Source organism: Sphingomonas echinoides ATCC 14820, assembly GCF_000241465.1.
Taxonomy (GTDB): Bacteria; Pseudomonadota; Alphaproteobacteria; order Sphingomonadales; family Sphingomonadaceae; genus Sphingomonas; species Sphingomonas echinoides.
Genome location: NZ_JH584235.1, coordinates 868,738 through 891,247, shown reverse-complemented (window position 1 = coordinate 891,247; position 22,510 = coordinate 868,738). Strand labels below are relative to the sequence as shown.

Below are 22,510 nucleotides of genomic sequence, written 5' to 3'. Positions count from 1 at the left end.
ACGACTATGACCGACCATGTGCTCGTGACCATCGACGATCACCGCGCGACCCGGATCGACCGGGGCCGCAGCGCGGTGCTGGGCGATGCCGTGCAGCTGTGCCTGATCGTGCCCGACGAGTTCCGGTCGGTGCAGAATGCCTATCCGATCCTGTTCCAGCGCACCGCTGCGCGCGATGGCTTTCAGGCGGTGGCGCTGTTCGGCTTTGCGCCGGAGGAGAATCTGTATCTGGAGGGGGATCGCTGGGATGCGCCCTATCTCCCGCTGGCGATGGCGACCCGGCCCTTTCTGATCGGTCCGCCGCCGGAGGGCGGGGACGTGCCGCAATTGCATCTCGATGCCGCGAGCCCGCGCGTGCTCGCACCGGGGAATGCGGGCTATGACGCGGCATCGCCGCTGTTCGACGATGCCGGTGCGCTGAGCGCCTATCTGGCGGCGGTGCTGGAGGGGCTCGGTCGGCTCGACCGCGGCTACCGCGCCGCGCCCGATTTCTTCGTGACGCTCGAACGGCATGATCTGCTCGAACCCGTCTCGATCCGGTTCGACGATGCCGAGGGCAATGCCCGCCAGATCGTCGACTTTCACGGCATCGACGAGGAGCGGTTTGCTGCGCTCGACGGCAGCGCGCTGGGCGAGCTGCATCGCGACGGCCATCTGCTGCCGATCACCATGGCGCTGGCCTCGCTCGCCAATATCGCGCCGCTGATCGCGCGCCATCAGCGGCGCTCCCATGGCTGATCCCGCCAACTTGTTCGACGGGCTGCGGCCCGTGGCGGAGGTGGCAGCGGCGGATGCGGCCGCGCTCGATCGCCTGCTTGCGGAGACGAACGAGCCGTTCGTCGTGCGCGGACTCGTGACGGGCTGGCCGCTGGTCGCAGCCGGGCGGGTGGGGGCGGCGGAGACGCGCGCCTATCTCGCGCGCTTTGCCCGCGATACCGATTTCACCTATGCCGAGGGGCGGCGCGGGGTCGGCGAGCGGATCTTCTATGACGCGGCGATGGCGATGAACCATCAGAGCCGCCGCGCCCGCATCGCGGAGATCTTCGCCGCGATGGCGGCGGACGAAGGCGCGCCCGACGCGCCGCTGCGCTACATCGCCTCCACCGACGTGCCGCGCTTCTTCCCCGACCTTGCGGAGACCAATCCGGCACCGCTCGGTGCCCGGGACGGCATGGCAGCGACGATCTGGATCGGCACCGCGACGCGGGTGGCCGCGCATTGCGACGCGCCGGACAATCTCGTCTGCACTGCGGTCGGCCATCGCCGCTTCACGCTGTTTCCGCCGGACCAGTTCGCCAATCTCTATCCCGGCCCGCTGGATAATACGCCGGGCGGGCGGGCGATCAGCATGGTGGATTTCCGCGCGCCCGATTTCGCCCGCTTCCCGAAGTTTCGCGAGGCGCTGCGCCACGCCCGCACGGTGGTGCTGGCACCGGGCGATGCGCTGCGTATCCCCAGCCAGTGGTGGCACCATGTCGAAGCGCTCGACCGTTTCAACGTGATGATCAACTATTGGTGGCCGACCCGGGCAGCCTGGCTGGCCGATCCGCACGACGCGCTGCTGATGGCAATCCTCGCCCTGCGCGATCTGCCGGCAGCCGAGCGGGCGCATTGGCGGCATGTGCTGGATCATTATGTGTTTGACCCCGGCGAGGCGGTGACCGCGCACATCCCGAAAGGGGCGCGCGGGATCCTCGATCCGCTCACACCGGAAACGGCGGGGCAGTTGCGCGCGTATCTCTTGCGGCAGCTCAGCCGCTAAGCAAAGACGATACAGGAGAGGAAGTTGCATGTCTCGTAGGCGCCAATCCGTGACGATCCGCCATGTCGCGGCCGATGCCGGCGTTTCGCTGCAGACGGTAAGCCGGGTGATCAACAAGGAACCGGGCGTGCGGCCCGAGATGCTGCACCGGGTGCAGGCGTCGATCGCCAAGCTCGGCTATGTCCCCTCGCTGGCGGCGCAGCGGATGAGCGGATCGCGCTCCTACCTGATCCTCGCGCTCAACGATCGTGAGCGCACGATTGCCGATTGGCGTGCGCGCGAAGGGCGGGACTGGGTGGATCAGATGCTGCTCGGCGGTATGCTCGCCTGCGCCGCGCACGGCTATCGCATGATTGTCGAGTTGGTCGACACACAGAGCGACCAGATCGAGCGTGAACTGGGTGCGGCGATCGCAGCACTTCAGCCCGACGGCGCGATCCTCACCCCGCCGCATTCGCAAAACCCGGTGATCCTGCGGTTGCTGGCCGAGAAGGGGATCGAAATCGCCCGCATCGGCTCAGTGGCGGAAGGGCCGGGGCATATGCTGGTGCAGGACGATCGCGGAAGCGCGCGCCTGGCGACCGAACATCTGCTGGCGCTTGGCCATCGCCGCATCGGCTTCATCGCCGGGCCTGGCGAGTATGAGCTGAGCGCCTGGCGCGTCGAGGGCTGGCAGGCCGCGATGGCGGCGGCGGGGCTTTCGTCCGAGGGGCTGCTGGAGACGGGCGACTTTTCCTACGGGGCCGGTCTTGTCTCGGCGCGGGCGTTGCTCGACCGCGCCGGTGTGACCGCGATCATCGCGGCCAATGACCAGGCCGCGCTGGCGACGCTGGCGGCGGTGCGCGGCCGAGGGCTGAGCGTGCCTGAGGACGTGTCGCTGATCAGCTTCGACGACACGCCAATCGTGCGCTTTGCTAGCCCGGCACTGACCGCCGTGTCGCAGCCGATAGCCGACATCACCGCCAAAGCGGTCGAACGGATCATCGATGCGTGCGCCGGGCGCACCACGGCCTCGACCGAGCCGGTGGTATTGCCCTCGACGCTGATCGTGCGCGAATCCACCCGTCGCGCGCGCGAGCGCGAAGCCTGAGTCGAGGGTACGGGCGGGGGCGCTCGAGCGCGTCCAGGCGCTTCTCGAGCCGCGCGATGCGGGCAAGGCGGAGCGTATGGACGTCGGCATCCGCCGCGTCGACAAACCTCACCGCACGGAACCCACGTCGTTGATCGAGCGTCTAACGTGTCTCCATCACGGCAAAGCCGGGATTCAGACGGCAGCACCTGCGAGACCGTTGCCATTGGGTACGGGGGCGGCCGCCGGCGTGATCTTGAACCACAATGCATCGCCTGAAACATCGACGCCGCAGCGAAGTCTCGATACTGATCTCGTATTAACGGGAGGCGAGCGATGAAGCGAGAATGGTTGCGGCGTGATCTGTTGAAAGCGGCACCCGCGTTGGCCTTCTCTGCCACGCCCGTGGGACTTCGCGCCGCAGTGTCGGTCGGTCCGATCGCGCCGCTGCTCGCAACCTTTTTGAAGGAGGCGAAGGCCGACGGCATCTCCGTCGCGATCGTGCGCAACGGGGTGACGCACTATCACGATGCCGGTTTCGCGGTACGCGAGGGCGCGCGCGCCAGTAAAGATACCGCTTATGAGATCGGGTCGATCACCAAGACTTTCACCGGGCTGATCTTGGCGCATGCGATCCAGGAGAAGCGCGTCGCGCTCGCCGACGATATCCGCCGCTATCTGCCGTCCGGCTTTGATAATCTGGCCAAAGACGGGCGCGCGGTCACCTTTGCCGATATTGTCACGACCACCTCGGCCCTGCCGGACAATATCCCCGATTGGCATAGCGCGCTGGGCAACCCGACGCCCGCCGAACTGCCGCTGCGCGTCACGCAGTTTTACAAGGATTATACGGCGTCGGACTTCCTTCGCGATCTCGCCAAGGCCAAGCTGGTCGATACGCCTGGCAAGGAAACGCGCCATTCCAACACGGCCTCGCAATTGCTTGGCATCTTATTGTCGCGAATTTACGGCCAGTCTTATCCGACCTTGGTCGCCCGCTATATCGAAAAGCCGTTCGGGATGCGCGGCGGCACCGGGGCAATCTCACCCGCGCGGCTCGCAATTGGTTATGATGAGACGGCAATGCCGGCGCTGTCGCTACCGATCGTCCTGCCGGCGGGTGGTTTGCGCTATGGCACGGCCGACATGGCCCGCTATCTTGAGGGGCAAATCGCCGCGCGCGATCCTGCCGTTGCACAGACCCAGCAGCCGCTGTGGGGAACGCCGGAGCATCAGGCGATCGGCTTTCACTGGATCATCGCCAAGGCTGCCGACAGCCAGCTTTATTATCGACATAGCGGCGGCAGTTTCGGCTGCTCCAGCTATTGCGATTTTTATCCAGCCCTGCGTTACGGGATCGTCCTGCTGACCAATCGCGGCAATGGCGACGTACAGTATCAGCTGGAACAACTCGCCGGCGCGATCCATGTTGCCGTGTTCGGCGCACCCGCTGGTTTGGCGTTGCTGCAGCGCACGCTGGAGGCGACTGACTATGCCGATGTGCCGGGCAGCGTGGCAGCTGTGCGGCGCCAGCATCCCGAATTGCACCTGAACGAGGATCGGGTGAACGAATGGGGCTATCGCCTGCTTTTCGCTAAGCGTGCGCGGGCAGCCGCCGCGATCTTCGCCTATAACGTCGCCGCGCACCCGGACAGCGCGAACGCGCATGACAGCTATGCCGATGCCCTGACCGAGATCGGGGACAAGACCGGCGCAATTGCGGAATATGAGCGCGCCCTGATGCTGAACCCGAACAATGACCATAGCGCCGAGAAGCTGAAGACCCTGCGCAAGGGCACGTAGCGGCGGTCCGAGCTAGAGCAGGAGGATCGGGCGCGGCGGGGCGTCAGGGGTACTCAGACTGGCGGGGGGCTATTTGCTGGCATCGAACGTGCCCGCTTTTACCGCGATCGGTTTGGCGGTCGGGTAGAACTGGACGAAGGTCGTCTCAACCGCCGCGTGCTGTTGGTGACAGGTGTAGCAGCTCGCCGAGGTGGGGAGCACCTTCGCGGGCATGTCGTCGGTGGCTTCGAAGAACCCCCAGCCGCTCGGAAAGCGCTTCGCGTCGCGGATGTGAAATTCAAGATAGGCGCGCTGTTCGGTCTGGAACTGCCCTGTGCGGTTGATCGAGCCGTTGGTTGCGCCCCGGCGGCCTTCCTTCACGAAGATGGTACCCTGCGGCCAGCGTCCCGTCGCCTTGAAAACACGCCACGAGGCCGGATCGACAAAGACATTGTCGAACGTATCGTGCCCGGCGATCGGCTCATCGCCATAGTTCATGTTCAGCCCCGAGGTCAGAAAGATCCAGTCGCGATAGTCGGCGGGGACCATGAGTTCACCAGCGTCGTTATAGCGCGGCGCGTCGCTCGCGTTAGCGCTGGCGATCAGCAGCAACGGGGTGAGCAGCTTGAGTGCGCGAATCATGGGCATTGTCCTGTTCCGGTGTTGGCTGGAGCGTGCTGGCGGGGTGGCGCTCAGGGGATCAGTCCACACCGACCAGGCCGGGATGCTCCAGGGGCCGTGGGGCCGGTGCGATCCATAGGAAACGGCGCTCGCTTGCTGCGATCGGCAGGTCGTTCACGGAGGCCTCGCGGCGGCGCATCAGGCCGTTCTCGGCAAACTCCCATTGTTCGTTGCCGTAGCAGCGATACCATTGGCCTTCGGTGCGGCATTCATATTGGAAACGGACCGCGATGCGGTTGTCGGTGAAGGCCCAGAGGTCCTTGACCAGGCGATACTCCTCCTCGCGCGCCCATTTGGCGGTGAGCAGGTCGATGATCTCGGCTCGCCCGCTGAGCATCCGGTCGCGGTTTCGCCACTCGCTGTCCACGGTATAAGCGAGCGCGACACGTTCAGGATCGCGGCTGTTCCAGGCATCTTCCGCAGCGCGAACCTTGAGCAGCGCGGTCTCGCGGGTAAAGGGTGGCAGCGGGGCGCGGGGCAGTTCTACGGTCATAGCGAGTCTCCACGGTGGGCGAGCGCGTCGCGCAGCGCCTGGTTTTCGGTTTCGAGTTCGGCGAGGCGCGCGCGCAGCGGCGCGACCGCGGCGGCGACCTCGCTCTCGGTAAAGCGCGGTGTGATATGTTGCGGGCAGTTCCAGTCGAACGCTTCGAGATGAAGCAGGAAAGCACGCTCGGGTATGCCGCGATAGCCGGGCAAAGTGAGCTTTTCCGCGAGGGCGGCGTCGGCGGCAAGATCGCGCGCCTCGATCCGGGCGTAGAGCTTCAGCCGCCTGCGCGCTGGATAGTCCATCAAGATCAGCGCGACACGGTCGTTCACCGCAGTATTGCCCAGGCTGATATATTGCCGGTTACCCCGGAAATCCGCGAAACCAAGCGTCTTGTCGTCGAGGATTTTGACAAAGCCCGGCGGGCCACCGCGATGCTGGACATAGGGCCAGCCCGTTTCCGACACGCTCGCCAGATAGAAGCTGTCGCGCGCGGCGATGAAGGCTTCTTCAGCCGGGCCGAAGCGATCGAACGTGCGGTTCGCTCCGACCTTTTCGTACAGTCCGGCGCTGCCATGGGCGACTTGCGCGGCATGGACGCTCGGCGTGGTCGCGATGTCGAGAAAGCCATATGGCATGAGCGGTTCCGCAGCATAGGATGCCGTCGGCGGGCGGGGGCGTTGGGGAGCCCGCCGACGGCAAGGGGTCAGGCAGCTTGCGCTGTGAGGACGACGGGGAAGTCGATGTCGGTTTCCGCGACGTTATTGATATAGTTGGTCAGCACGTTGAGCGCGACCGAGGCGACGATCTCGATCACCTGCGCCTCGCTGAAGCCGGCGAGGCGGACAGCCGCCATGTCGGCGTCGCTGACCTTGCCGCGCGCGGCGAGGACCTGACGGGCGAATATGATCGCGGCATCGGCCTTGGCATCGCCCGAATGGCCGGCGCGGTTCAGCGTGATCTCGGCGTCGTCGATCTTGGCGAGGTTCAGCCCGAGATAGCTGTGCGCCGACAGGCAATAGTCGCAGCCATTGGCCTGGGCGACGGTGATGGCGATCCGTTCGCGCGTTTTGACATCAAGCGTGCGGCCGAGCGCGGCGTTGAGGCCGAGATAGCCTTCAAGCGCGGCAGGGCTGGTGGCCACGAGGCGGAACAGATTGGGGACGACGCCGAGTTGTTTCTCGACGGCGGCAAGCAGCGGCTGCGCTGCGGCGGGGGCATCTTCACGGGCGGGGATGGCGAGGCGGGACATGGGATCTTCTCCGATGCTGGCGGCTGGATGCCGCCCGCCCAGTAAAGATGTCATTCCTGGCGGATTGTGATAATCCGTTCATCATACATTTCACTGGTGCGGATATCGGGATAATTATGGACCGACTGGAAGAGCTGCGCACCTTCGTCGCGGTCGCCGATTTGGCGAGCTTCGCCGAGGCGGCGCGCCAGATGCGGATATCACCGACCGCCGCGAGCCGCGCGGTGGCATCGCTCGAGGCGTCGCTGGGCACGGCACTGCTGCGCCGCACGACGCGGTCGGTGCGGTTGACCGAGGAGGGGGCCGCCTATCTGGAACGCTGCCGCGCCGCGTTGGTCGAACTCGACGATGCCGCATTGTCGTTGCGAGGGGATGGTGCCACGCCGGGCGGGACGCTGGTCATTACCGCCCCGGTCACCTTCGGGCGGCTGCATATCCTGCCGTTGGTGAATCATCTGCTGCGCGCGCATCCCGCCCTTAGAGTCTCGCTGACGCTGATCGACCGGGTGGTTCGGCTGGTCGATGAGGGCATCGACGTGGCGGTGCGGATTGGCGACTTGTCCGACAGTTCGCTGCATGCGCTCAAAGTCGCCGAGGTGCGTCGTATCTTGGTGGCCAGTCCAGCCTATCTCGCCGCACGCGGCATGCCGGCGAATATCCCCGCGCTGCACGATCATGACCTGATCTCGTTCGCCGAGATCGACCGTGCGCCGGAATGGCGGTTCGGCCCGGCCGGCAAGCCGGCGATCCGGATCGAGCCGCGCCTGATCGTCAACACCGCCGACGCCGCCATCGCCGCCGCGGTCGATGGCATGGGCATCGCGCGGGTGCTGTCCTATCAGGCGATCGATGCGATCGCTGCCGGCACGCTGGTATCCTTGCATGACGATGCGGCACCGCCTCCTGTCCCGGTTCATCTCGTCTATCAGGCGAACCGCCGTGGATCGGTGAACGTGCGGGCGTTCGTCGAGGCAGCGCGGGACCATTTTGGAGGGCTGGACCTGACCGCCAGGGCACCCACCGGCCGCCCCGGACCGCGCTCGTAGCTTCCCACCGCACCGACACGGAAATAGTCGTCACGCGCTCCGCGCGAGATGAAATGGGAGCATCAGCAAAAGGTGATCTGATCCCGGAAACCGGGACGTTCTGAGTCAGAGTTTTCGCCGAAATTGAGGAGCCGCTGGATTTCTGGACGGCTTGGATTCTGACTCTGCGGACAGGGACGCCACGCGGTGTTCACCGTTTCACGCGGCCGAACCGGCGCGGCCTGGATAAGGCGTCAACTCGATGCCGCGCCCCCACCGTGTTGCGCCGACCATCCGCCCCCCAGCGCGCGGATCAGGCGGACGCTCGCTTGCAGTCGGCGTGTCTCGAGGTCGAGCGCGGCGCGGCGCGTGCGAAGCGCCGTGGTTTGCGCGGTGAACACCTCGAGATAGGTGACGGCACCCTTGTCGTAGCGGTTGAGTGAAAGGCGCTCGGTCGCCGCCGCCTGGCGCACCGCCTCATTCTCGGCGTCCGCTTCGTCGCCGAGATGGTGAAGCTGCGCGAGATTGTCCTCGACCTGCTGGAATGCGGTCAGCACGGTCGCGCGATAGTCGGCCGCGGCGCTCGCCCAGCGCGCGCGCGCGACTGCGAGTTCGGCGCGACGGCGGCCCCCGTCGAACAGGTTCAACACCGCGCTCGGCCCGATCGACCAGATCGTGTTCGACGCAGACAGCAGACCCGGCAGCCCGGTATCTTGGAAGCCCGCGCTTCCGCCAAGCCGGATCGCGGGGAAGAAGGCGGCCTTGGCGATGCCAATCCCGGCATTGGCCGCGGCCATGCGGCGTTCGGCGGCGGCGATGTCGGGACGGCGCTCGACCAAGGTTGCCGGTACGCCGAGCGGCACTGCAGGTATCGCGAATGGCGTTGTCGCCGGGGTGATGGTGAAGGCCGAGGCGGACGTTCCGACCAGGCTCGCGATTGCATGCTCGGTCAAAGCGCGCGCGGCCGCGACGTCGGCGAGCTGCGCGCGCGCCTCGGCCAGTTGTGCGCCCGAGCGGCTGGTCTCGATCCCGCTGACGATCCCGGCCTGGAAGCGTCGCGCGATCAGATGATCAGCCTTGGCGAAGGCATCCACAGTCTGGACGAGCAGCTCGGACTGCCGGTCAAGACCACGCAGCGCCATATAGTCCGAGGCGAGCTCGGCCTGCAGGCTGAGCCGGATTGCGGCAAGATCGTCGCCCGAGGCCTGCACTTCGGCCTTGCCCGCAGCGACGCTGTTGCGCACGCGACCCCACAGGTCGAGTTCGTAGCCGAAGCCCGCCTCGATCGTGTTGGCTCCGTAAACGTCCGGCTGGTTGCTGCCGCGCAGCGGACGGTTGTCAGACTGGCGGTTGCGCGTGACGCTGGCGTCGGCACCAAGCTGCGGGAGCAAGCCTACGCGGGCCTGGCCGAGATAGGCGCGGGCAGCATCGTAGCGGGCCAGCGCACCCGCGAGCGTCGGATTGTCGGTCGCGATCTTCTGTTCGAGACCGTCGAGCGTTGGATCGGCGAATACGCTCCACCACGCGTCGGGCACGATCGGGCCGGTCGCGACCGCAGGCTGCCAGGGCCCGGCTTCCTTGAAAGCGGGCGGCGTCGGGGTGATCGCCGGATGGTAGGGCGGCGCGAACGAACAGCCAGCAAGGCTCGCCAGCGCGATCGCCGCAATCGCCGCGCGCAATCGGTCAGCCACGCGCGCCTCCGTCCACGCGCACCAATTGTCCATCGGTGAGCGAATCGGGTGGATTGTCGACGATTTTCTGCGTCGGCGAGAGCCCCGACAGCGCTTCGACCGTCGGGCCGAGATCGCGCCCGAGCGTGACGCGCTGGAGGTGGATGTGGTGCGCGGCATCGACCGTCGCGACTTGCGTGCCCTGCGCGCGGAACAGCAGCGTGGTCGAGGGGATTTGCACCGTCCGCGTTTGCCCGCGCACGTTGAAGCTGACTTGTGCAAAGCCGCCGGGGCGCAGCGCGCCGTCGGGATTGTCGGCGGTGAGCTGGACCTGGAAGGTGCCGCTTTGAGGCGCGATCGCGCCCGAATTGCCGACGACGTGCGCCGTGAAGCTGCGACCGGGATAATCGGGCACGCTCAGCGTCGCGGGCAGCCCCGGCGTCATCGTCGCCGAATAGCTTTGCGGCACGTTGACATAAATGCGGATTCGCCGGGTGTCGGCGACGACGAACATCGGTTGCTGCGCCGTCGCGCCCGGCCCGACCAGATCGCCGATATCGGCAGAGCGGAGTGTCACTGTCCCGGCAAAGGGGGCGCGCACCGTGGCGAAGGTCTTCAGCGCGAGCAGCCGCCCGAGATCGGCGCGCGCCGACAGGACGGCGGCGTTGCGCACCGCGAGATCGCCATTCTTTTCGTCGGCTTCCTGTTTCGACACCGAATTGTCGGTGAGCAAGTCGTTCCAGCGCGCCGCCGTGCTGCGCGCGAGCCCGGCATGGGCCTGCGCGCTGACCAAAGCAGCGCGCGCCGCGATGATCTGCTGGTCGAGCTCGGGCGTGTCGATCCGACCGAGCGGCATTCCCGCCGCGACCGGTGCGCCGATATCCTTGTACCAGCCGCTGACATAGCCGCCGACACGTGCATAGAGCTTGGCCATGTTCCAGGCCTGCATCGTACCGGGCAAAGCGAGCGTGTCACTCGCCGCCGAGGATGTGATCGCGACGAGATGGACCGTCGGCACCGACCGTGCGTCGGACCAGGTCTGCGCTTCGCGGGTTTCGTGAAAGCGGAGGACTGTACCGGTGGCGACCACGCCGGCGGCGGCGACGAGCGCGACGATCCCGGCGGTTTTGAGCCCCTTGGGCGGGGTGGCGGCGAGGGCTTCATCCATGAGCGAGCTGTCCGATTGTCGAAGGGGTTGGGGTAGGGCGGCGCTCGCGGCGGTGCGCGAGCGCGAAGACGACGGGCACGAAGACGAGCGTGGCGAGCGTTGCGCAAATCAACCCGCCGATCACCGCGCGGCCAAGCGGCGCATTCTGCTCGCCGCCTTCGCCGAGGCCAAGTGCCATCGGCGCCATGCCGATGATCATCGCGAGCGCGGTCATCAGCACCGGGCGGAAGCGGGTGGCACCGGCTTCGGCGGCGGCGCGGAGCGCGTCGCCGGTCTCGGCCAGGCGCTCGCGCGCGAAGCTGACGACGAGCACCGAATTGGCGGTGGCGACGCCCATGCACATGATGGCACCGGTCAGCGCGGGCACCGATAACGGGGTCTGCGTCGCGAACAGCATCCAGACGATCCCGGCGAGCGCGGCGGGCAGCGCCGAGACGATAACGGCAGGATCGACCCAGCTTTGGAAATTCACGACGATCAGCAGGTAGATCAGCGCGATCGCCCCGATGAGGCCGAAGATGAGCCCCGAGAAAGCTGCGTTCATCGTCCGCACCTGGCCGCGCAAGGTCACCGCCGACCCGGTGGGCAACGCCGCCTTGGTGCCATCGATCACCTTTTGGATGTCGCCTGCCACCGCGCCGAGGTCACGCCCTTGGGTCGTCGCATAGACGTCGAACGACTGTTGCAGCGCATAGTGCGTGACGACTGCGGGCGATGGCTCACGGTGGAGCGTGCCGAGTCCGCCGAGGATTTGATAGGCACCGGTGCCCGATCCGGTGATTGGGAGGTTCTGGAGGTCCGACAGCGAGCCGGTGCGATATTGCGGCGTCTGCACGACGATTGGGTAGGACACCCCGTTTTTGGGGTTGAGCCAGAAAGTGGGCGCGATCTGCGAGCTGCCCGCGAGGTTGACGGCGAGGCTGCGCGTCACGTCATTCTCGGTGATCCCGACGCGATCGGCCTGCGCGCGGTCGACGTCGAAGCCGAGTTCGGGGGCGGCCTCGGTCTGCTGCACGCGGACGTCGGCGATGCCGGGGATGTGGCGCATCCGCTCGGCGAGCAGATGCGCATAGGCTTCGCCATGCTTGCTGTCGCTGCCAGTCACCATCACGTCGATTGGGGCGGGCGCGCCGAAGTTCAGGATCTGGCTGATGATGTCGGCGGGCAGGAACGAGAAGACCGAGCCGGGAAAGGCGTCGGGCAAGGCTGCGCGCAGCCGCCGGACATAGTCAGCAGTCGGTGCGTGATTCTCGGCGAGCGTGACCAGGATGTCGCCGTCCTGTGAACCCACGCCGCCGGTGTTCGAATAAGCGCGGTTAATGCCGGATACCGGCATCCCGATATTGTCGACGATCGACACCAGTTCGTCGGCGGGAATGGTCGCGCGGATGCGGTCCTCGACATGGTCGAACATCGCGGCGGTCTCCTCGATCCGCGTGCCGATCGGCGCGCGGACGTGGAGGTTGATCTGCCCGGCGTCGATCGTCGGGAAGAAATTGCGGCCGAGCATCGGCACCAGCGCGAACGACAGCAGCACCACGACCATGAAGGCGGGCACGAAGACACGCCGCCGCGCCAAGGCGAAGGCAAGGATCGCGACATAATAAGCGCGCACGCTTTCGAAACGATGCTCAAACCCGCTCTGGAAGCGGATGAACACGTTGCGCGTTTCCGCCCGGCCGGTCCGGGCATCGTGCGACACCATGATCTCTGCGGTGTGCGGCGTGGCATGTTCGCGCAGCAGGAAATTGCCCATCGTCGGCACCAGTGTGCGCGACAGGATGAACGACGCGATCATCGCGAACACCACGGCCATCGCCATTGGCGCGAACAGGAAGCCCGCAATTCCGGGGAGGAAGAACATCGGCAGGAAGGCGATGCAGATGCACAAGAGCGAAACAAAAGCGGGCTGGACGATCTGCTGCGCGCCATCGAGGATCGCATCGCGCACCGATTTGCCCTGCTCGAGGTGCCAGTTGATGTTCTCGATCGTCACCGTCGCATCGTCGACCAGGATGCCGACTGCGAGCGCGAGCCCGCCGAGCGTCATGATGTTGAGCGTCTGCCCGACCACCGCCAGCCCGGCGACTGCCGCAAGAATGGCGAGCGGGATCGAGGCGGCGATGATTACGGTCGAGCGCCACGAGCCGAGGAACAGCAGGATCATCATGCTGGTCAGCGCCGCCGCGATCGCCCCTTCCTTGATCACGCCCGACACCGCCGCCTTGACGAACAGCGACTGGTCCGAGAGCGGCTGGACCTTGAGAGAGGGCGGCAGCGTCGCCTTGAGCCCCGGCAGCAGCGCCTTGGCCTGGTCGACGATCGCGATGGTCGAAGCTGCACCCGATTTGAGGATTGTCATCAGCACCGCGCGGCCGCCATCGACGCGTACGACGTTGCGCTGCGGTGGTGAGCCATCGCGGACGTGCGCGACGTCGCGCATGAACACCGTCGTCCCGTCGACGGTCTTGATCGGCAGGTCGTTGAGCTGATCGACCAGTTCGGGCGAATTGTTGAGCCGGACGTTATATTCGTACTGGCCGATCTTGGCGGTGCCGGCGGGCACGATCTGGTTTTGCGCGGCAAGTGCTGCACCGACATCGCCCGCCGAGAGGTGCCGCGCCTGGAGCGCTGCGGGATCGAGATCGATCTGGATCTGGCGTTCCTTGCCGCCATAAGGCGAGGGGATTGCCGCACCCTGGACCGAGGCGAGCGCTGGGCGGATGAAGTTCTGGCCGAGGTCGTAGATCTTCTGCTCGCTCAGATCCTTCGACGACAGCGCGAGCTGCAAAATCGGGACGGTCGAGGCGTTGTAATTGAGGATCTGCGGCGGGGTGATGCCCGGCGGCATTTGCTTGAGCACTGTCTGCGAGGCTGCGGTGACCTGCGCCGAGGCGGTGCGGATGTCGACGCCGGGCTGGAAGAAGATCTTCACGATGCCGACGCCGTTGAGCGACTGGCTTTCGATATGGTCGATATCGTTGACCGTGCTGGAGAGCGAGCGCTCGTAATAGTAAACGACGCGGCCCGACATGTCCTTGGGCGGCAGGCCGCGATAGGTCCACACCGCCGCGATCACCGGGATCTTGATGTCGGGGAAGATATCGGTGGCGGTTTCGAGCCAGGCGATCGATCCCCCCAACACGATCAGGATCGCCAGAACGACGAAGGTATAGGGCTTGCTGAGGGCAAGTTTGACGATCTGCAGCACGGTGGACCCGATGTTTCCAGAGGAAAGACGGGGCTCCATTTATGCGTGTTGCAGTGCAGCGCTAATTAAATGAATTTCACCTCAGGCGGCGGGGGCTCGAATCCGGACGATCAGGCCGGGGGCGGCGTCGCCCAGTTCGAGCGTAAAGCCGTGCAGATGGACGATCGCCGCGACGATGGAAAGGCCCAGCCCGCTGCCGGGGATTCCCGCCGCATCGACCCCGCGATAGAAGCGCCGCAGCGCCGCTGCGCGTTCATGCGGGGCAAGACCGCGCCCAGTGTCGCGCACGGTAAGGCTCACCCCCTCGGGATCGAGCGACGCCCCCAGCACGACCTCGCCGCCCGAAGGGCTGAACTTGATCGCATTGTCGAGCAGGTTGCTGATCGCCTCGAACAACAAGTGCGGATCGCAGCGGATCGTCGCGTCGGGGATCGGCCCGAGCCGCAGCGCGACGCCCGCATCTTCGGCCAGCGGCTCGTAGAGCTCGCACAGGCTGTCCAGCAGCGGCGCGAGCGGTATAGTCGTAAAGCCCGCCTGGCGGCCACTCGCCTCAAGCTGCGAGATGCGCAGCAAAGCGCCGAACCGCTCGAGCACGAGATCGAGATCGACCATCGCGGCCCGGTTGAGCGCGACCGAGCGCGGGTCCGCATCCGGCAGCGCAATGGCGCGTTCGAGCTGTCCGCGGACATGCGCCAGCGGCGTGCGCAGATCATGCGCGACGGCATCTGTCACACCCTTGACCTGCGCCACCACACGCTCGACCTCCTCGATCATCGTGTTGACCGTGCCTGCGAACAGGTCGAGTTCGTCGCCGCGTGTGCTGACCGGCATCCGCAAGTCGAAACGCCCTGCTGCGATCGCGCGGCTGGTCGCCTGCAGGTCGCGCACGCGGCGCAGCGGCGCGAGGCTCAGCAGCACGCCGGCCCCGAGCACGAGCACGACGATCGCCATGCCGCTGCCGATGAGGATTTCGAGAATGCGGCGGCGCAGGTCGACGATCGGCGCGATGTCGCGCGCGATCAGGATCGTCTCACCGGTTGGGGCTTCGATCGCCAGCACGCGCAGCGGCCCATGCGCGCCGGGTTGCGCGGCGATGTTGACGGGATGGTCGAAGCGGAAGCTGCGAACGATGGTGAGGTTGCCCACGATCGGTTCGCCGCTCCGCGATTGCAGCGCAAAATAGTTGAGGCCGCTGGTACTGTGGGCGAGCGCGCTGGTGATCCGTTCGGGCAGCGTCTCGGGCGAACTCGCGCGCAGTCGGCGCGCTTCGACCCGCAGGATGCGATCGGTGCGCAGCGTCAGCTCGCGCGCCGACAGGCCGTAGATCAATCCAAGCAGCGCGATGACGCCCACAGCAAACACCAGCCCGAAGAGGGCCGTCAGCCGAAATGTGCTGGTCCGGCGGATCTGCCCGAGATGCAGCCGTTCAATCGGCATCGAAGCGATAGCCTTCGCCCTTGACGGTGACGATCGCCGACGGCCGATCGGGCCGGTCGAGTTTCTTGCGCAGCCGCGCGATATGGACGTTGATGAGATTGGCCCCAGGATCGAAATAATAGCCCCAGACCTGTTCGAAGATGATCCGGCGGCTCAGCGTTTCGCCCGCGTGGCGCACGAGAAATTCGAGCAAGCGGAACTCCATGTGCAGCAAGCGCACCGGCTGCCCGGCGACCGTCACCTCGCGCCGGAGGAGATCGATCACGAGATCGCCAACCTGCAGCGTCGCGGTGTTGGCCGGGTCTTCGCGACGGCGCAGCAGCACCTCGATCCGCATCGCCATTTCCTCGGGCGCGAACGGTTTCACCAGATAGTCGTCGCCGCCCGCGCGCAAGCCCGCAATCCGCTCGTCGACATCGCCGAGCGCGCTGATCATCAAGACGGGGAGGGAGATGCGGCGTGCGCGCAAGGCCTCCACCACCGACAAACCATCACACCCCGGCAGCATGCGATCGAGCGTCGCCGCATCGAACGGTTCCCGCGTCGCACGCTCCAATCCCAGCGCACCATCCGCGACGTGGGTCGTCACATGGCCATGCGCCTGCAGCGACGCGACGATGTGGTCTGCCGTGGCTGGATCGTCTTCGATGACAAGGATGCGGGCCATAACGGTTCCTTTGTGGGTCATCGCGGCCGTAATAGGGCAGCCCCGCGACCCTCCCTAGATTTTCGGCGCGGTATCGCTTGTGGATGGCACGACAACGGGGTGTCGGACGGGCACGATCGCGAAGCCGAGCAAATGGCGGAAGTTGGGAGCCGCGAAGAGGCTTTGAGCGTCCGTGCTTGGGCTGCCTGATCGCCGGACGTGCTGGGCGAAAGGCAGCCTTTGAAGTCCGTCATCCGAAACCCGGCCATAGTCGCCCTACGGCTCAAATCGGATGACGGAGCAGGAGCGGGGTGGAAGGACCTGCGCCTCTTCAGTCCGGCGAGAAACCAAGCATATCGATAAAGAAAAGGCGGCCTTTAACTTTACTTGATGGCGGCTACTATCGACCTTCGTCTTGAAACAGGGGTTCATGGCGTCGTGTAATAAGCTGCCAAATCGTGAGGCCGAGGGCCACGTAGACGATTGGCAGATAAAAGGCGATGATCATCCATGAGGTTCCGTTTATGTCGCCGATTGTGCCGGCACGGACAATCGTGACAAAGGTCGACCCGAAATCGAGAATCGTCTCCGTGACGAGCAGCCATATCAGCGCGATCGACGCATTGAGCCGTGAGCGGAGGCTGAAGAGAATCACCAACGCCAGCGCCCACCCGGCAATATCGCCAATGACGATATGATCACGAACAGCATTGGCCATTTTCAGGCCGGCGTCTTGCGAGGAATAAAGCTCCAGGCACAGCGTTCGGCCCAAATGGACGGCCGTCAATGCCATCAGCGCTGCTGCGCGGCTGAGCTTCTGTAGTCGCGGCACGACATACCACACCCCCAGAGCGGTAAAGGCGAGGGTGTTGAAAATCTGCGCCATATACATGGCGATCTCGGCGTTCATGACGATCAGGTCCTTTCAATTCGGGAAGCGTTGGGCTGGAAAAATCTGCGTCAGAGTTGCGACTGCCCGCCATCGACCGGAAGCTCGGCACCGGTGGTGTAGGTGGCGTCGAACGCGAGGAAGAGCACCGCCTTGGCGACTTCTTCCCTTGTTCCCATCCGCTGCATCGGATTGGCTTCGCGCATCTGCCGGGTGATATGGGCAACTGTCGCCTTGTCGGGAAACGACTTGTCCCAGGTCGGCGTGTCGATCGGGCCGGGCGACACCGCGTTGACGCGGATGGCGCGGGGAGCCAGTTCGACCGCGAACGTTCGCGCAAAGGATCGCAGCGCCGCCTTGGTCGCTCCGGACGCGGCCAGCATCGGCATTCCCTTGACATTGGAAATCGCGGTCGTGAGGACGACCGAACCGCCCCGGTGGATCAAGGGCGCGAGCTTTTGGACCGCGAAGAAGGCCCCCTTCGTATTCACGTTGAACACGTCGTCATACATGGCCTCGGTGGTATGTTCGAACGGCGCGAAGACCCCGACGCCGGCATTGACGAAAAGAAGGTCGAAACTGCCGAACGCGTCCTTCACGTGCGTGGCGAGGGCGTCGATATCGGTTAGGGAACCGGCGTCGCTCGCAACGACCAGAGCGTCTTCGCCAAGCTCTTTCTGCGCGGATTCGAGGCCAGCTTGCGAGCGCCCCGTCACCAGAACGCGCGCACCGCCGGCAAGCAGCATCTTCGCCGTCGTGAGGCCGATGCCGCTTGTGCCACCGATGACGACAACCTTTTTACCGTCGTAGCGATTCATGTGCTTTGTCCCTGTTGGTGGCAGAAGTGCCGCGTTCGTTTTGAACTATTCCGTAAGTAATTAGGCAGAGCGCACCGGTCAAGGTATTTTTGAACTATGTGATTTTAATTTATCGAAGGGCCCTGGGGGGACTCGTTGCGCCATCGTCGCTTGGAGGGTCAGGCTGCCTGTGCACATTGGCTGCGATTTCGTTCAGCTTTCGAGGGATGTATCGAGCGTTCTGGCCCGGAAAGCCCCTCATCAAAGCCGTGGTGGCGAGCGCGCTTGACGTCTTGTGCGCTCCAGGAGGATGCGAGGGGGTGATCGACTCGGGGCGCGCCTGTCTCAGGGATGACTTGCGAAATGAAAACTATATGGTTATATATTCATGGAAGTGAGATGGCTTAGGAGTCGAAAACCTGATGTTGCAGAATGCCACCAGATCGCGCGGGCGACCGCGTAGCTTCGATGAGAAGCAGGCGCTGGAAAAGGCAATCCTGGTGTTCCGCGCGAAGGGCTATGACGGCGTGACGATCGACGATCTCGTCGCCGGGATGGGCGTAGGACGGCCGAGCCTCTATTCCGTCTTCGGGGACAAGCGGACGATCTTCCTACGCGCGCTGAAAACCTATGCCGAGGCGTACGGCGCGCTTGCCGCAAAGGCGCTCTTCTCGCCACCAACGGTGCGCGCTTCGCTCGTCGGCTTCCTGCGGCACGCCGTGGAGAGCGCGACTGCGGAGGGAACGGCTCCCGGATGTCTGTTCGCGTGCGTCGCACCGCTGGTGGATGACGCAGAGGTCCGCCAGTTCGTGCAGGACGTCGCGGCGGCGAGCGCGGCACAGGTGGAACGCCGCTTTCAAGACGGCATGGTCACCGGCGAAGTACCGCCCGACTTTCCCGCGTCCGCCCGCGCCATTCAAGTCATGGATCTTGCCCGCGGGCTGGTGATGCGTGCGCAAATGGGCACCCCGCGCAAGACGCTGCTTAAAGATGCCGAAGACGCGGTAGGCTTGGTTCTGCCACCATCACCTAAGCCGGCTGCCTAGGAGAGCCGCAGCTCTCACGGTCGTGTGCCCCAGATCGTGGGGCAGGGGGGCGGCATCTATCTTCGGGTGTCCTTCATCGGAACGACTCCGCATCGCCCCCCGAAAACCATTGCCAAGAGTTGGCGGGACGGGCCTTGAAATCTAATCAATATATATTATTATATTATGTATAGTGAAACGAGGAACAAGCGCATGGATACCATCAGGATCAATGACCGGCTGTCAGTGAGCGCACAACCCGAGCTGTCGGCTTTCGCGACCTTCGCGGCGCACGGTTACAGCGCCCTCATCAACGTCCGCCCCGACGGCGAGCAGCCCGACCAGCCCGGCAATGCCGCCGAGAAGGCCGCGGCCGACGCTGCCGGGCTGTCTTACAGCTTTATCCCGGTTACGGGTGCAGCCGGGATAACCGAGGCCGATATTACGGCCTTCCAGCTTGCCGTTGGCAGCGCGAAAGGGCCGGTGCTGGCCCATTGCAAAAGCGGTGCACGGGCGCTGATGCTCTATGTCCTTGGCGAAGTCCGCGAGGGCCGCATGCAGCGCGAGGAGATCGAAGCGTTCGGCCAGAAGCATGGCTTCGACCTGACCGCCGCTGTCCGCTGGCTTGATGCCGAAGACGCGCGGGTGCCCAAGGTCAAGGCCTGGTTCGATCCGCGGACATCGAGCGTCCAATATATCGTCACCGATCCAGCAACGAACCATTGCGTCATCATCGATCCGGTCCTCGACTTCGATGAGAAATCGGGTGCCACCGGCACGATGAACGCCGACGCCATCCTCGCCTATGTGGCGAGGGAGGGGCTGACGGTCGATTGGATTCTCGACACCCATCCCCATGCCGATCACTTTTCGGCCGCACAGTATATCAAGGGGAAGACGGGCGCGCCGACCGCGACGGGTGCCCATGTCACCGACGTGCAAACGCTGTGGAACCGCATCTACAATGCGCCGGACCTCGCAACCGACGGCTCGCAATGGGATCGGCTCTTTTCGGACGGCGAGACGTTCCATGTTGGCTCGATCGAGGGGCATGTCCTGTTTTCGCCGGGCCATACGCTCTCGTCGATCACCTATGTGATCGGCGATGCGGCTTTCATCCACGATACGCTGTTCATGCCGGACGGGGGCACCGCGCGCGCCGATTTTCCGGGGGGTAGCGCGACCGTATTGTGGAGTTCGATCCAGCAGATCCTCGCTTTGCCGGACGACACACGCCTGTTCACCGGCCATGACTATCAGCCGGGCGGCCGTCATCCGCGCTGGGAAAGCACCGTGCGCGAGCAAAAGCGCAATCTGCATGTCTCGGGCAGCGACGAGACCCGCTTCGTTGCGCAGCGCGAGGCGCGCGACCGGACCTTGGGCATGCCCAAGCTCCTTCTTCACGCGATTCAGGTCAATATGCGCGGCGGCCGCTTGCCCGAGCCCGAAGCCAATGGCACGCGCTATCTGAAATTTCCGCTGGATGCGCTCGGGGTGACGACATGGTGACGCCTGACGACACCATCGGCCAATCCGCCGCAGGCCTCGCCCAGATGGAGAAGCACGCTGGCGAGGCGGCGGCACTGCTGAAGACGCTGTCCCATCCGGTTCGGCTGATGCTCGCCTGCACGCTCGCCGAGGGTGAATATTCGGTCGGCGCACTGGAACAGCGCCTTGGCATCCATCAGCCCACCCTCTCGCAGCAGCTCGGCGTGCTGCGCGAGGCCGGTGCGGTCGAAACCCGGCGCGACGCCAAGCAGATCTTCTATAGGCTCAGCGAAGCGAAGGCCGCGCAACTGATCCACGCGCTCTACGCCATCTTCTGCGCTCCCGAGCAACCGCTATGACACCCTACCTGGCTTCGCTGGCCGGTGGCATGCTCTTAGGCCTGTCGGCGGCGCTTTTGCTTGTCGTCAATGGCCGGATTGTCGGCATCAGCGGCATCGTTGGCCGTCTGCTCGGCGGGCAGCAGATTGCACCGAACATCGCCTTTGTCGTTGGCCTTCTCGCAGGCCCGATGCTCTACACCACAGCGTTCGGTCAGCCGCCTGTGGTGACGATCATCGCTTCAACACCGCTTATTCTCGTCTCCGGTCTCCTTGTTGGCGTCGGCGCGCGCATGGGTTCGGGCTGCACCTCGGGCCACGGCATTCTCGGCATCGCCCGCTTCTCGAAGCGCTCGCTGGCCGCGACGGCGACCTTCCTCACCAGCGGCATCGTTGCTGCGACAATAATGGGTTTGCTCAGATGAACCGTCACGCCGCCCTTCGTCTTCTGGTCGCGCTGCTGGCCGGCACGATCTTCGGCTTCGGTCTCGCCCTGTCCGGCATGATGAACCCGGCGCGCATCGCCGGTTTTCTCGATGTCGCCAGCGGCCGATGGGATCCGAGCCTGATGTTCGTGCTCGGCGGCGCGGTGATCGTCGCGGTGCCGGGGGTCCTGCTTCAGCGAAAGATGGCAAAGCCCGTCCTCGATGCCCGGTTTCATCTGCCCGAGAAAACGGGGATTGATGCGCGCTTGGTCATCGGCTCGGCGATTTTCGGTATTGGATGGGGGCTTGCTGGATTTTGCCCCGGGCCTGCACTCTCCGCGTTGACGACCGGCCTTGCCCCCGTCGCGCTGTTCGTTTGCGCCATGGCAGCGGGCATGATCCTGCAGGACCGCGCCCTGCAGAAGGTTTTGCCATGATCTCCTGGCATGACCTGGCCGCCTTAGCTTCAGGTGGGCTTGTCGGCTTCACGCTGGGGCTGATCGGCGGCGGTGGGTCGATCCTGGCAACGCCGCTCCTTCTCTATGCCGTGGGCGTCGCCAATCCGCATGTCGCCATCGGCACGGGGGCGCTGGCCGTCTCGGCCAATGCCTATGCCAACTTCATCGGTCATGCGCGCAAGGGGCATGTTTGGTGGCGCTGCGCGGTGGTGTTCGCGCTTGTGGGCTCGCTCGGCGCGGCGCTGGGGTCGAGCCTCGGCATGTTGATCGACGGCAAGCGGTTGCTGTTCCTGTTCGGGCTGCTGATGATCGTAGTGGCCTTGCTCATGCTGCGTAAGGGGCGTGATCGAGTTGACCGGCAGCGCCCGGTCGATCTTCGTATGTGCTTGGACACGGGGCTCGCGGCGCTCCTTACCGGCGCGGCCTCGGGCTTCTTCGGCATCGGCGGCGGGTTCCTCATTGTGCCGGCGCTTATGCTGTCCACCGGCATGCCCATGATCAGCGCGATCGGCACCTCATTGCTCGCCGTCGGGACCTTCGGCCTTGCAACGGCGCTCAACTATGCTCGGGCCGACCTGGTCGACTGGCAGGTCGCCATTGAGTTCATCGCGGGTGGCCTTGGAGGCGGCATCCTTGGCATGGTGCTCGCGACAAGGCTGTCTTCGCGCAAGAACCTCCTGAATCGCATCTTCAGCGGGCTGGTCCTGTTGGTGGCCATTTATGTGATCTACCGCAATCAACCCTTCTGAGGATCGCGCACCGGAGCGGGGGCTGCATCGTTTCGTATCTTCATGTCGTTGCCTATGTCCGTTCTGTGGGGGGCGATGGTTGCCCCCTAATTATGGATGATATGGTCTGATTAAAGGCGGACTGACATCGCCGCGACGGACGCCGGCAGCAGGG

Annotated in this window: 22 protein-coding genes; 11 read left to right on the top strand and 11 right to left on the bottom strand. The window is 65.1% G+C overall.

What is annotated here, in order from left to right; translation table 11 throughout:
- Window positions 1-6: 6 nt before the first annotated feature.
- The 4 genes from ON00_RS04180 to ON00_RS04165 all read left to right on the top strand — a co-directional run bounded on the left by ON00_RS04180 (window position 7) and on the right by ON00_RS04165 (window position 4,634).
- Window positions 7-738, top strand: coding sequence for a SapC family protein (locus tag ON00_RS04180; RefSeq protein ID WP_010403393.1), 732 nt, complete (start codon window positions 7-9; stop codon window positions 736-738).
- Window positions 731-1,762, top strand: coding sequence for a cupin-like domain-containing protein (locus tag ON00_RS04175; protein ID WP_010403390.1), 1,032 nt, complete (start codon window positions 731-733; stop codon window positions 1,760-1,762). The genes ON00_RS04180 and ON00_RS04175 overlap by 8 nt, the downstream gene beginning before the upstream one ends.
- 28 nt (window positions 1,763-1,790) lie before the next feature.
- Window positions 1,791-2,852: a LacI family DNA-binding transcriptional regulator gene (locus ON00_RS04170; protein WP_010403388.1), complete on the top strand. Its 1,062-nt coding sequence runs from the start codon at window positions 1,791-1,793 to the stop codon at window positions 2,850-2,852.
- A 315-nt stretch (window positions 2,853-3,167) separates the two neighbouring features.
- Window positions 3,168-4,634 (top strand): serine hydrolase domain-containing protein, encoded by a 1,467-nt coding sequence (locus tag ON00_RS04165; RefSeq protein ID WP_010403387.1) that lies wholly within the window; start codon window positions 3,168-3,170, stop codon window positions 4,632-4,634.
- Between the two features lie 69 nt (window positions 4,635-4,703).
- Here ON00_RS04165 and ON00_RS04160 read toward each other — a convergent pair whose 3' ends face one another.
- The 4 genes from ON00_RS04160 to ON00_RS04145 form a co-directional block, all read right to left on the bottom strand.
- The gene (locus ON00_RS04160; protein WP_010403386.1) at window positions 4,704-5,255 is read right to left on the bottom strand and encodes a cytochrome P460 family protein; all 552 of its coding nucleotides are present in this window, start codon (window positions 5,253-5,255) and stop codon (window positions 4,704-4,706) included.
- 58 nt (window positions 5,256-5,313) lie between these two features.
- Window positions 5,314-5,787, bottom strand: coding sequence for a nuclear transport factor 2 family protein (locus ON00_RS04155; RefSeq protein ID WP_010403385.1), 474 nt, complete (start codon window positions 5,785-5,787; stop codon window positions 5,314-5,316).
- Window positions 5,784-6,416 carry a pyridoxamine 5'-phosphate oxidase family protein gene (locus ON00_RS04150; RefSeq protein ID WP_010403384.1) on the bottom strand — a complete coding sequence of 211 codons (633 nt, stop codon included), beginning with the start codon at window positions 6,414-6,416 and terminating at the stop codon, window positions 5,784-5,786. The genes ON00_RS04155 and ON00_RS04150 overlap by 4 nt, the downstream gene beginning before the upstream one ends.
- A gap of 68 nt (window positions 6,417-6,484) precedes the next feature.
- Window positions 6,485-7,030 (bottom strand): carboxymuconolactone decarboxylase family protein, encoded by a 546-nt coding sequence (locus ON00_RS04145; RefSeq protein ID WP_010403383.1) that lies wholly within the window; start codon window positions 7,028-7,030, stop codon window positions 6,485-6,487.
- A 116-nt stretch (window positions 7,031-7,146) separates the two neighbouring features.
- Between ON00_RS04145 and ON00_RS04140 the strand changes: the two genes are divergently transcribed.
- Window positions 7,147-8,076 (top strand): LysR family transcriptional regulator, encoded by a 930-nt coding sequence (locus tag ON00_RS04140; protein ID WP_010403382.1) that lies wholly within the window; start codon window positions 7,147-7,149, stop codon window positions 8,074-8,076.
- 233 nt (window positions 8,077-8,309) lie between these two features.
- Here the strand turns inward: ON00_RS04140 and ON00_RS04135 are convergent, their stop codons facing one another.
- The 7 genes from ON00_RS04135 to ON00_RS04105 form a co-directional block, all read right to left on the bottom strand.
- The gene (locus ON00_RS04135; RefSeq protein ID WP_010403381.1) at window positions 8,310-9,779 is read right to left on the bottom strand and encodes an efflux transporter outer membrane subunit; all 1,470 of its coding nucleotides are present in this window, start codon (window positions 9,777-9,779) and stop codon (window positions 8,310-8,312) included.
- Window positions 9,739-10,893: an efflux RND transporter periplasmic adaptor subunit gene (locus tag ON00_RS04130; RefSeq protein WP_010403380.1), complete on the bottom strand. Its 1,155-nt coding sequence runs from the start codon at window positions 10,891-10,893 to the stop codon at window positions 9,739-9,741. The genes ON00_RS04135 and ON00_RS04130 overlap by 41 nt, the downstream gene beginning before the upstream one ends.
- The gene (locus tag ON00_RS04125) at window positions 10,886-14,104 is read right to left on the bottom strand and encodes an efflux RND transporter permease subunit (RefSeq protein ID WP_010403378.1); all 3,219 of its coding nucleotides are present in this window, start codon (window positions 14,102-14,104) and stop codon (window positions 10,886-10,888) included. Before ON00_RS04125 ends, ON00_RS04130 begins: the two co-directional genes overlap by 8 nt.
- 81 nt (window positions 14,105-14,185) lie before the next feature.
- On the bottom strand, window positions 14,186-15,541 hold the full coding sequence (locus ON00_RS04120; RefSeq protein WP_010403375.1) for a sensor histidine kinase: 1,356 nt from the start codon (window positions 15,539-15,541) through the stop codon (window positions 14,186-14,188).
- Complete coding sequence (locus ON00_RS04115) at window positions 15,531-16,208, bottom strand: response regulator transcription factor (RefSeq protein WP_010403373.1); 678 nt, start codon at window positions 16,206-16,208, stop codon at window positions 15,531-15,533. Before ON00_RS04115 ends, ON00_RS04120 begins: the two co-directional genes overlap by 11 nt.
- Window positions 16,209-16,587: 379 nt before the next feature.
- A complete protein-coding gene (locus tag ON00_RS04110) occupies window positions 16,588-17,097 on the bottom strand; it encodes a hypothetical protein (protein WP_010403372.1) in 510 nt (169 codons plus the stop codon).
- Window positions 17,098-17,147: 50 nt separating this feature from the next.
- Window positions 17,148-17,894: an SDR family oxidoreductase gene (locus tag ON00_RS04105; RefSeq protein WP_010403370.1), complete on the bottom strand. Its 747-nt coding sequence runs from the start codon at window positions 17,892-17,894 to the stop codon at window positions 17,148-17,150.
- A gap of 401 nt (window positions 17,895-18,295) precedes the next feature.
- Between ON00_RS04105 and ON00_RS04100 the strand changes: the two genes are divergently transcribed.
- From ON00_RS04100 to ON00_RS04075, 6 genes are all read left to right on the top strand, one after another.
- Window positions 18,296-18,919 (top strand): TetR/AcrR family transcriptional regulator, encoded by a 624-nt coding sequence (locus tag ON00_RS04100; RefSeq protein ID WP_010403369.1) that lies wholly within the window; start codon window positions 18,296-18,298, stop codon window positions 18,917-18,919.
- Between the two features lie 192 nt (window positions 18,920-19,111).
- Window positions 19,112-20,407 carry a bifunctional sulfur transferase/dioxygenase Blh gene (gene blh / locus ON00_RS04095; protein ID WP_010403368.1) on the top strand — a complete coding sequence of 432 codons (1,296 nt, stop codon included), beginning with the start codon at window positions 19,112-19,114 and terminating at the stop codon, window positions 20,405-20,407.
- The gene (gene bigR, locus ON00_RS04090) at window positions 20,401-20,745 is read left to right on the top strand and encodes a sulfite-sensing transcriptional repressor BigR (protein WP_010403367.1); all 345 of its coding nucleotides are present in this window, start codon (window positions 20,401-20,403) and stop codon (window positions 20,743-20,745) included. Before blh ends, bigR begins: the two co-directional genes overlap by 7 nt.
- Complete coding sequence (locus ON00_RS04085) at window positions 20,742-21,149, top strand: YeeE/YedE family protein (protein WP_010403366.1); 408 nt, start codon at window positions 20,742-20,744, stop codon at window positions 21,147-21,149. The genes bigR and ON00_RS04085 overlap by 4 nt, the downstream gene beginning before the upstream one ends.
- Entirely contained in the window at window positions 21,146-21,586 is a 441-nt protein-coding gene (locus tag ON00_RS04080) for a YeeE/YedE family protein (protein WP_010403365.1), read from the top strand. The genes ON00_RS04085 and ON00_RS04080 overlap by 4 nt, the downstream gene beginning before the upstream one ends.
- Window positions 21,583-22,356: a sulfite exporter TauE/SafE family protein gene (locus tag ON00_RS04075; protein ID WP_010403364.1), complete on the top strand. Its 774-nt coding sequence runs from the start codon at window positions 21,583-21,585 to the stop codon at window positions 22,354-22,356. Before ON00_RS04080 ends, ON00_RS04075 begins: the two co-directional genes overlap by 4 nt.
- Window positions 22,357-22,510 lie beyond the last annotated feature (154 nt).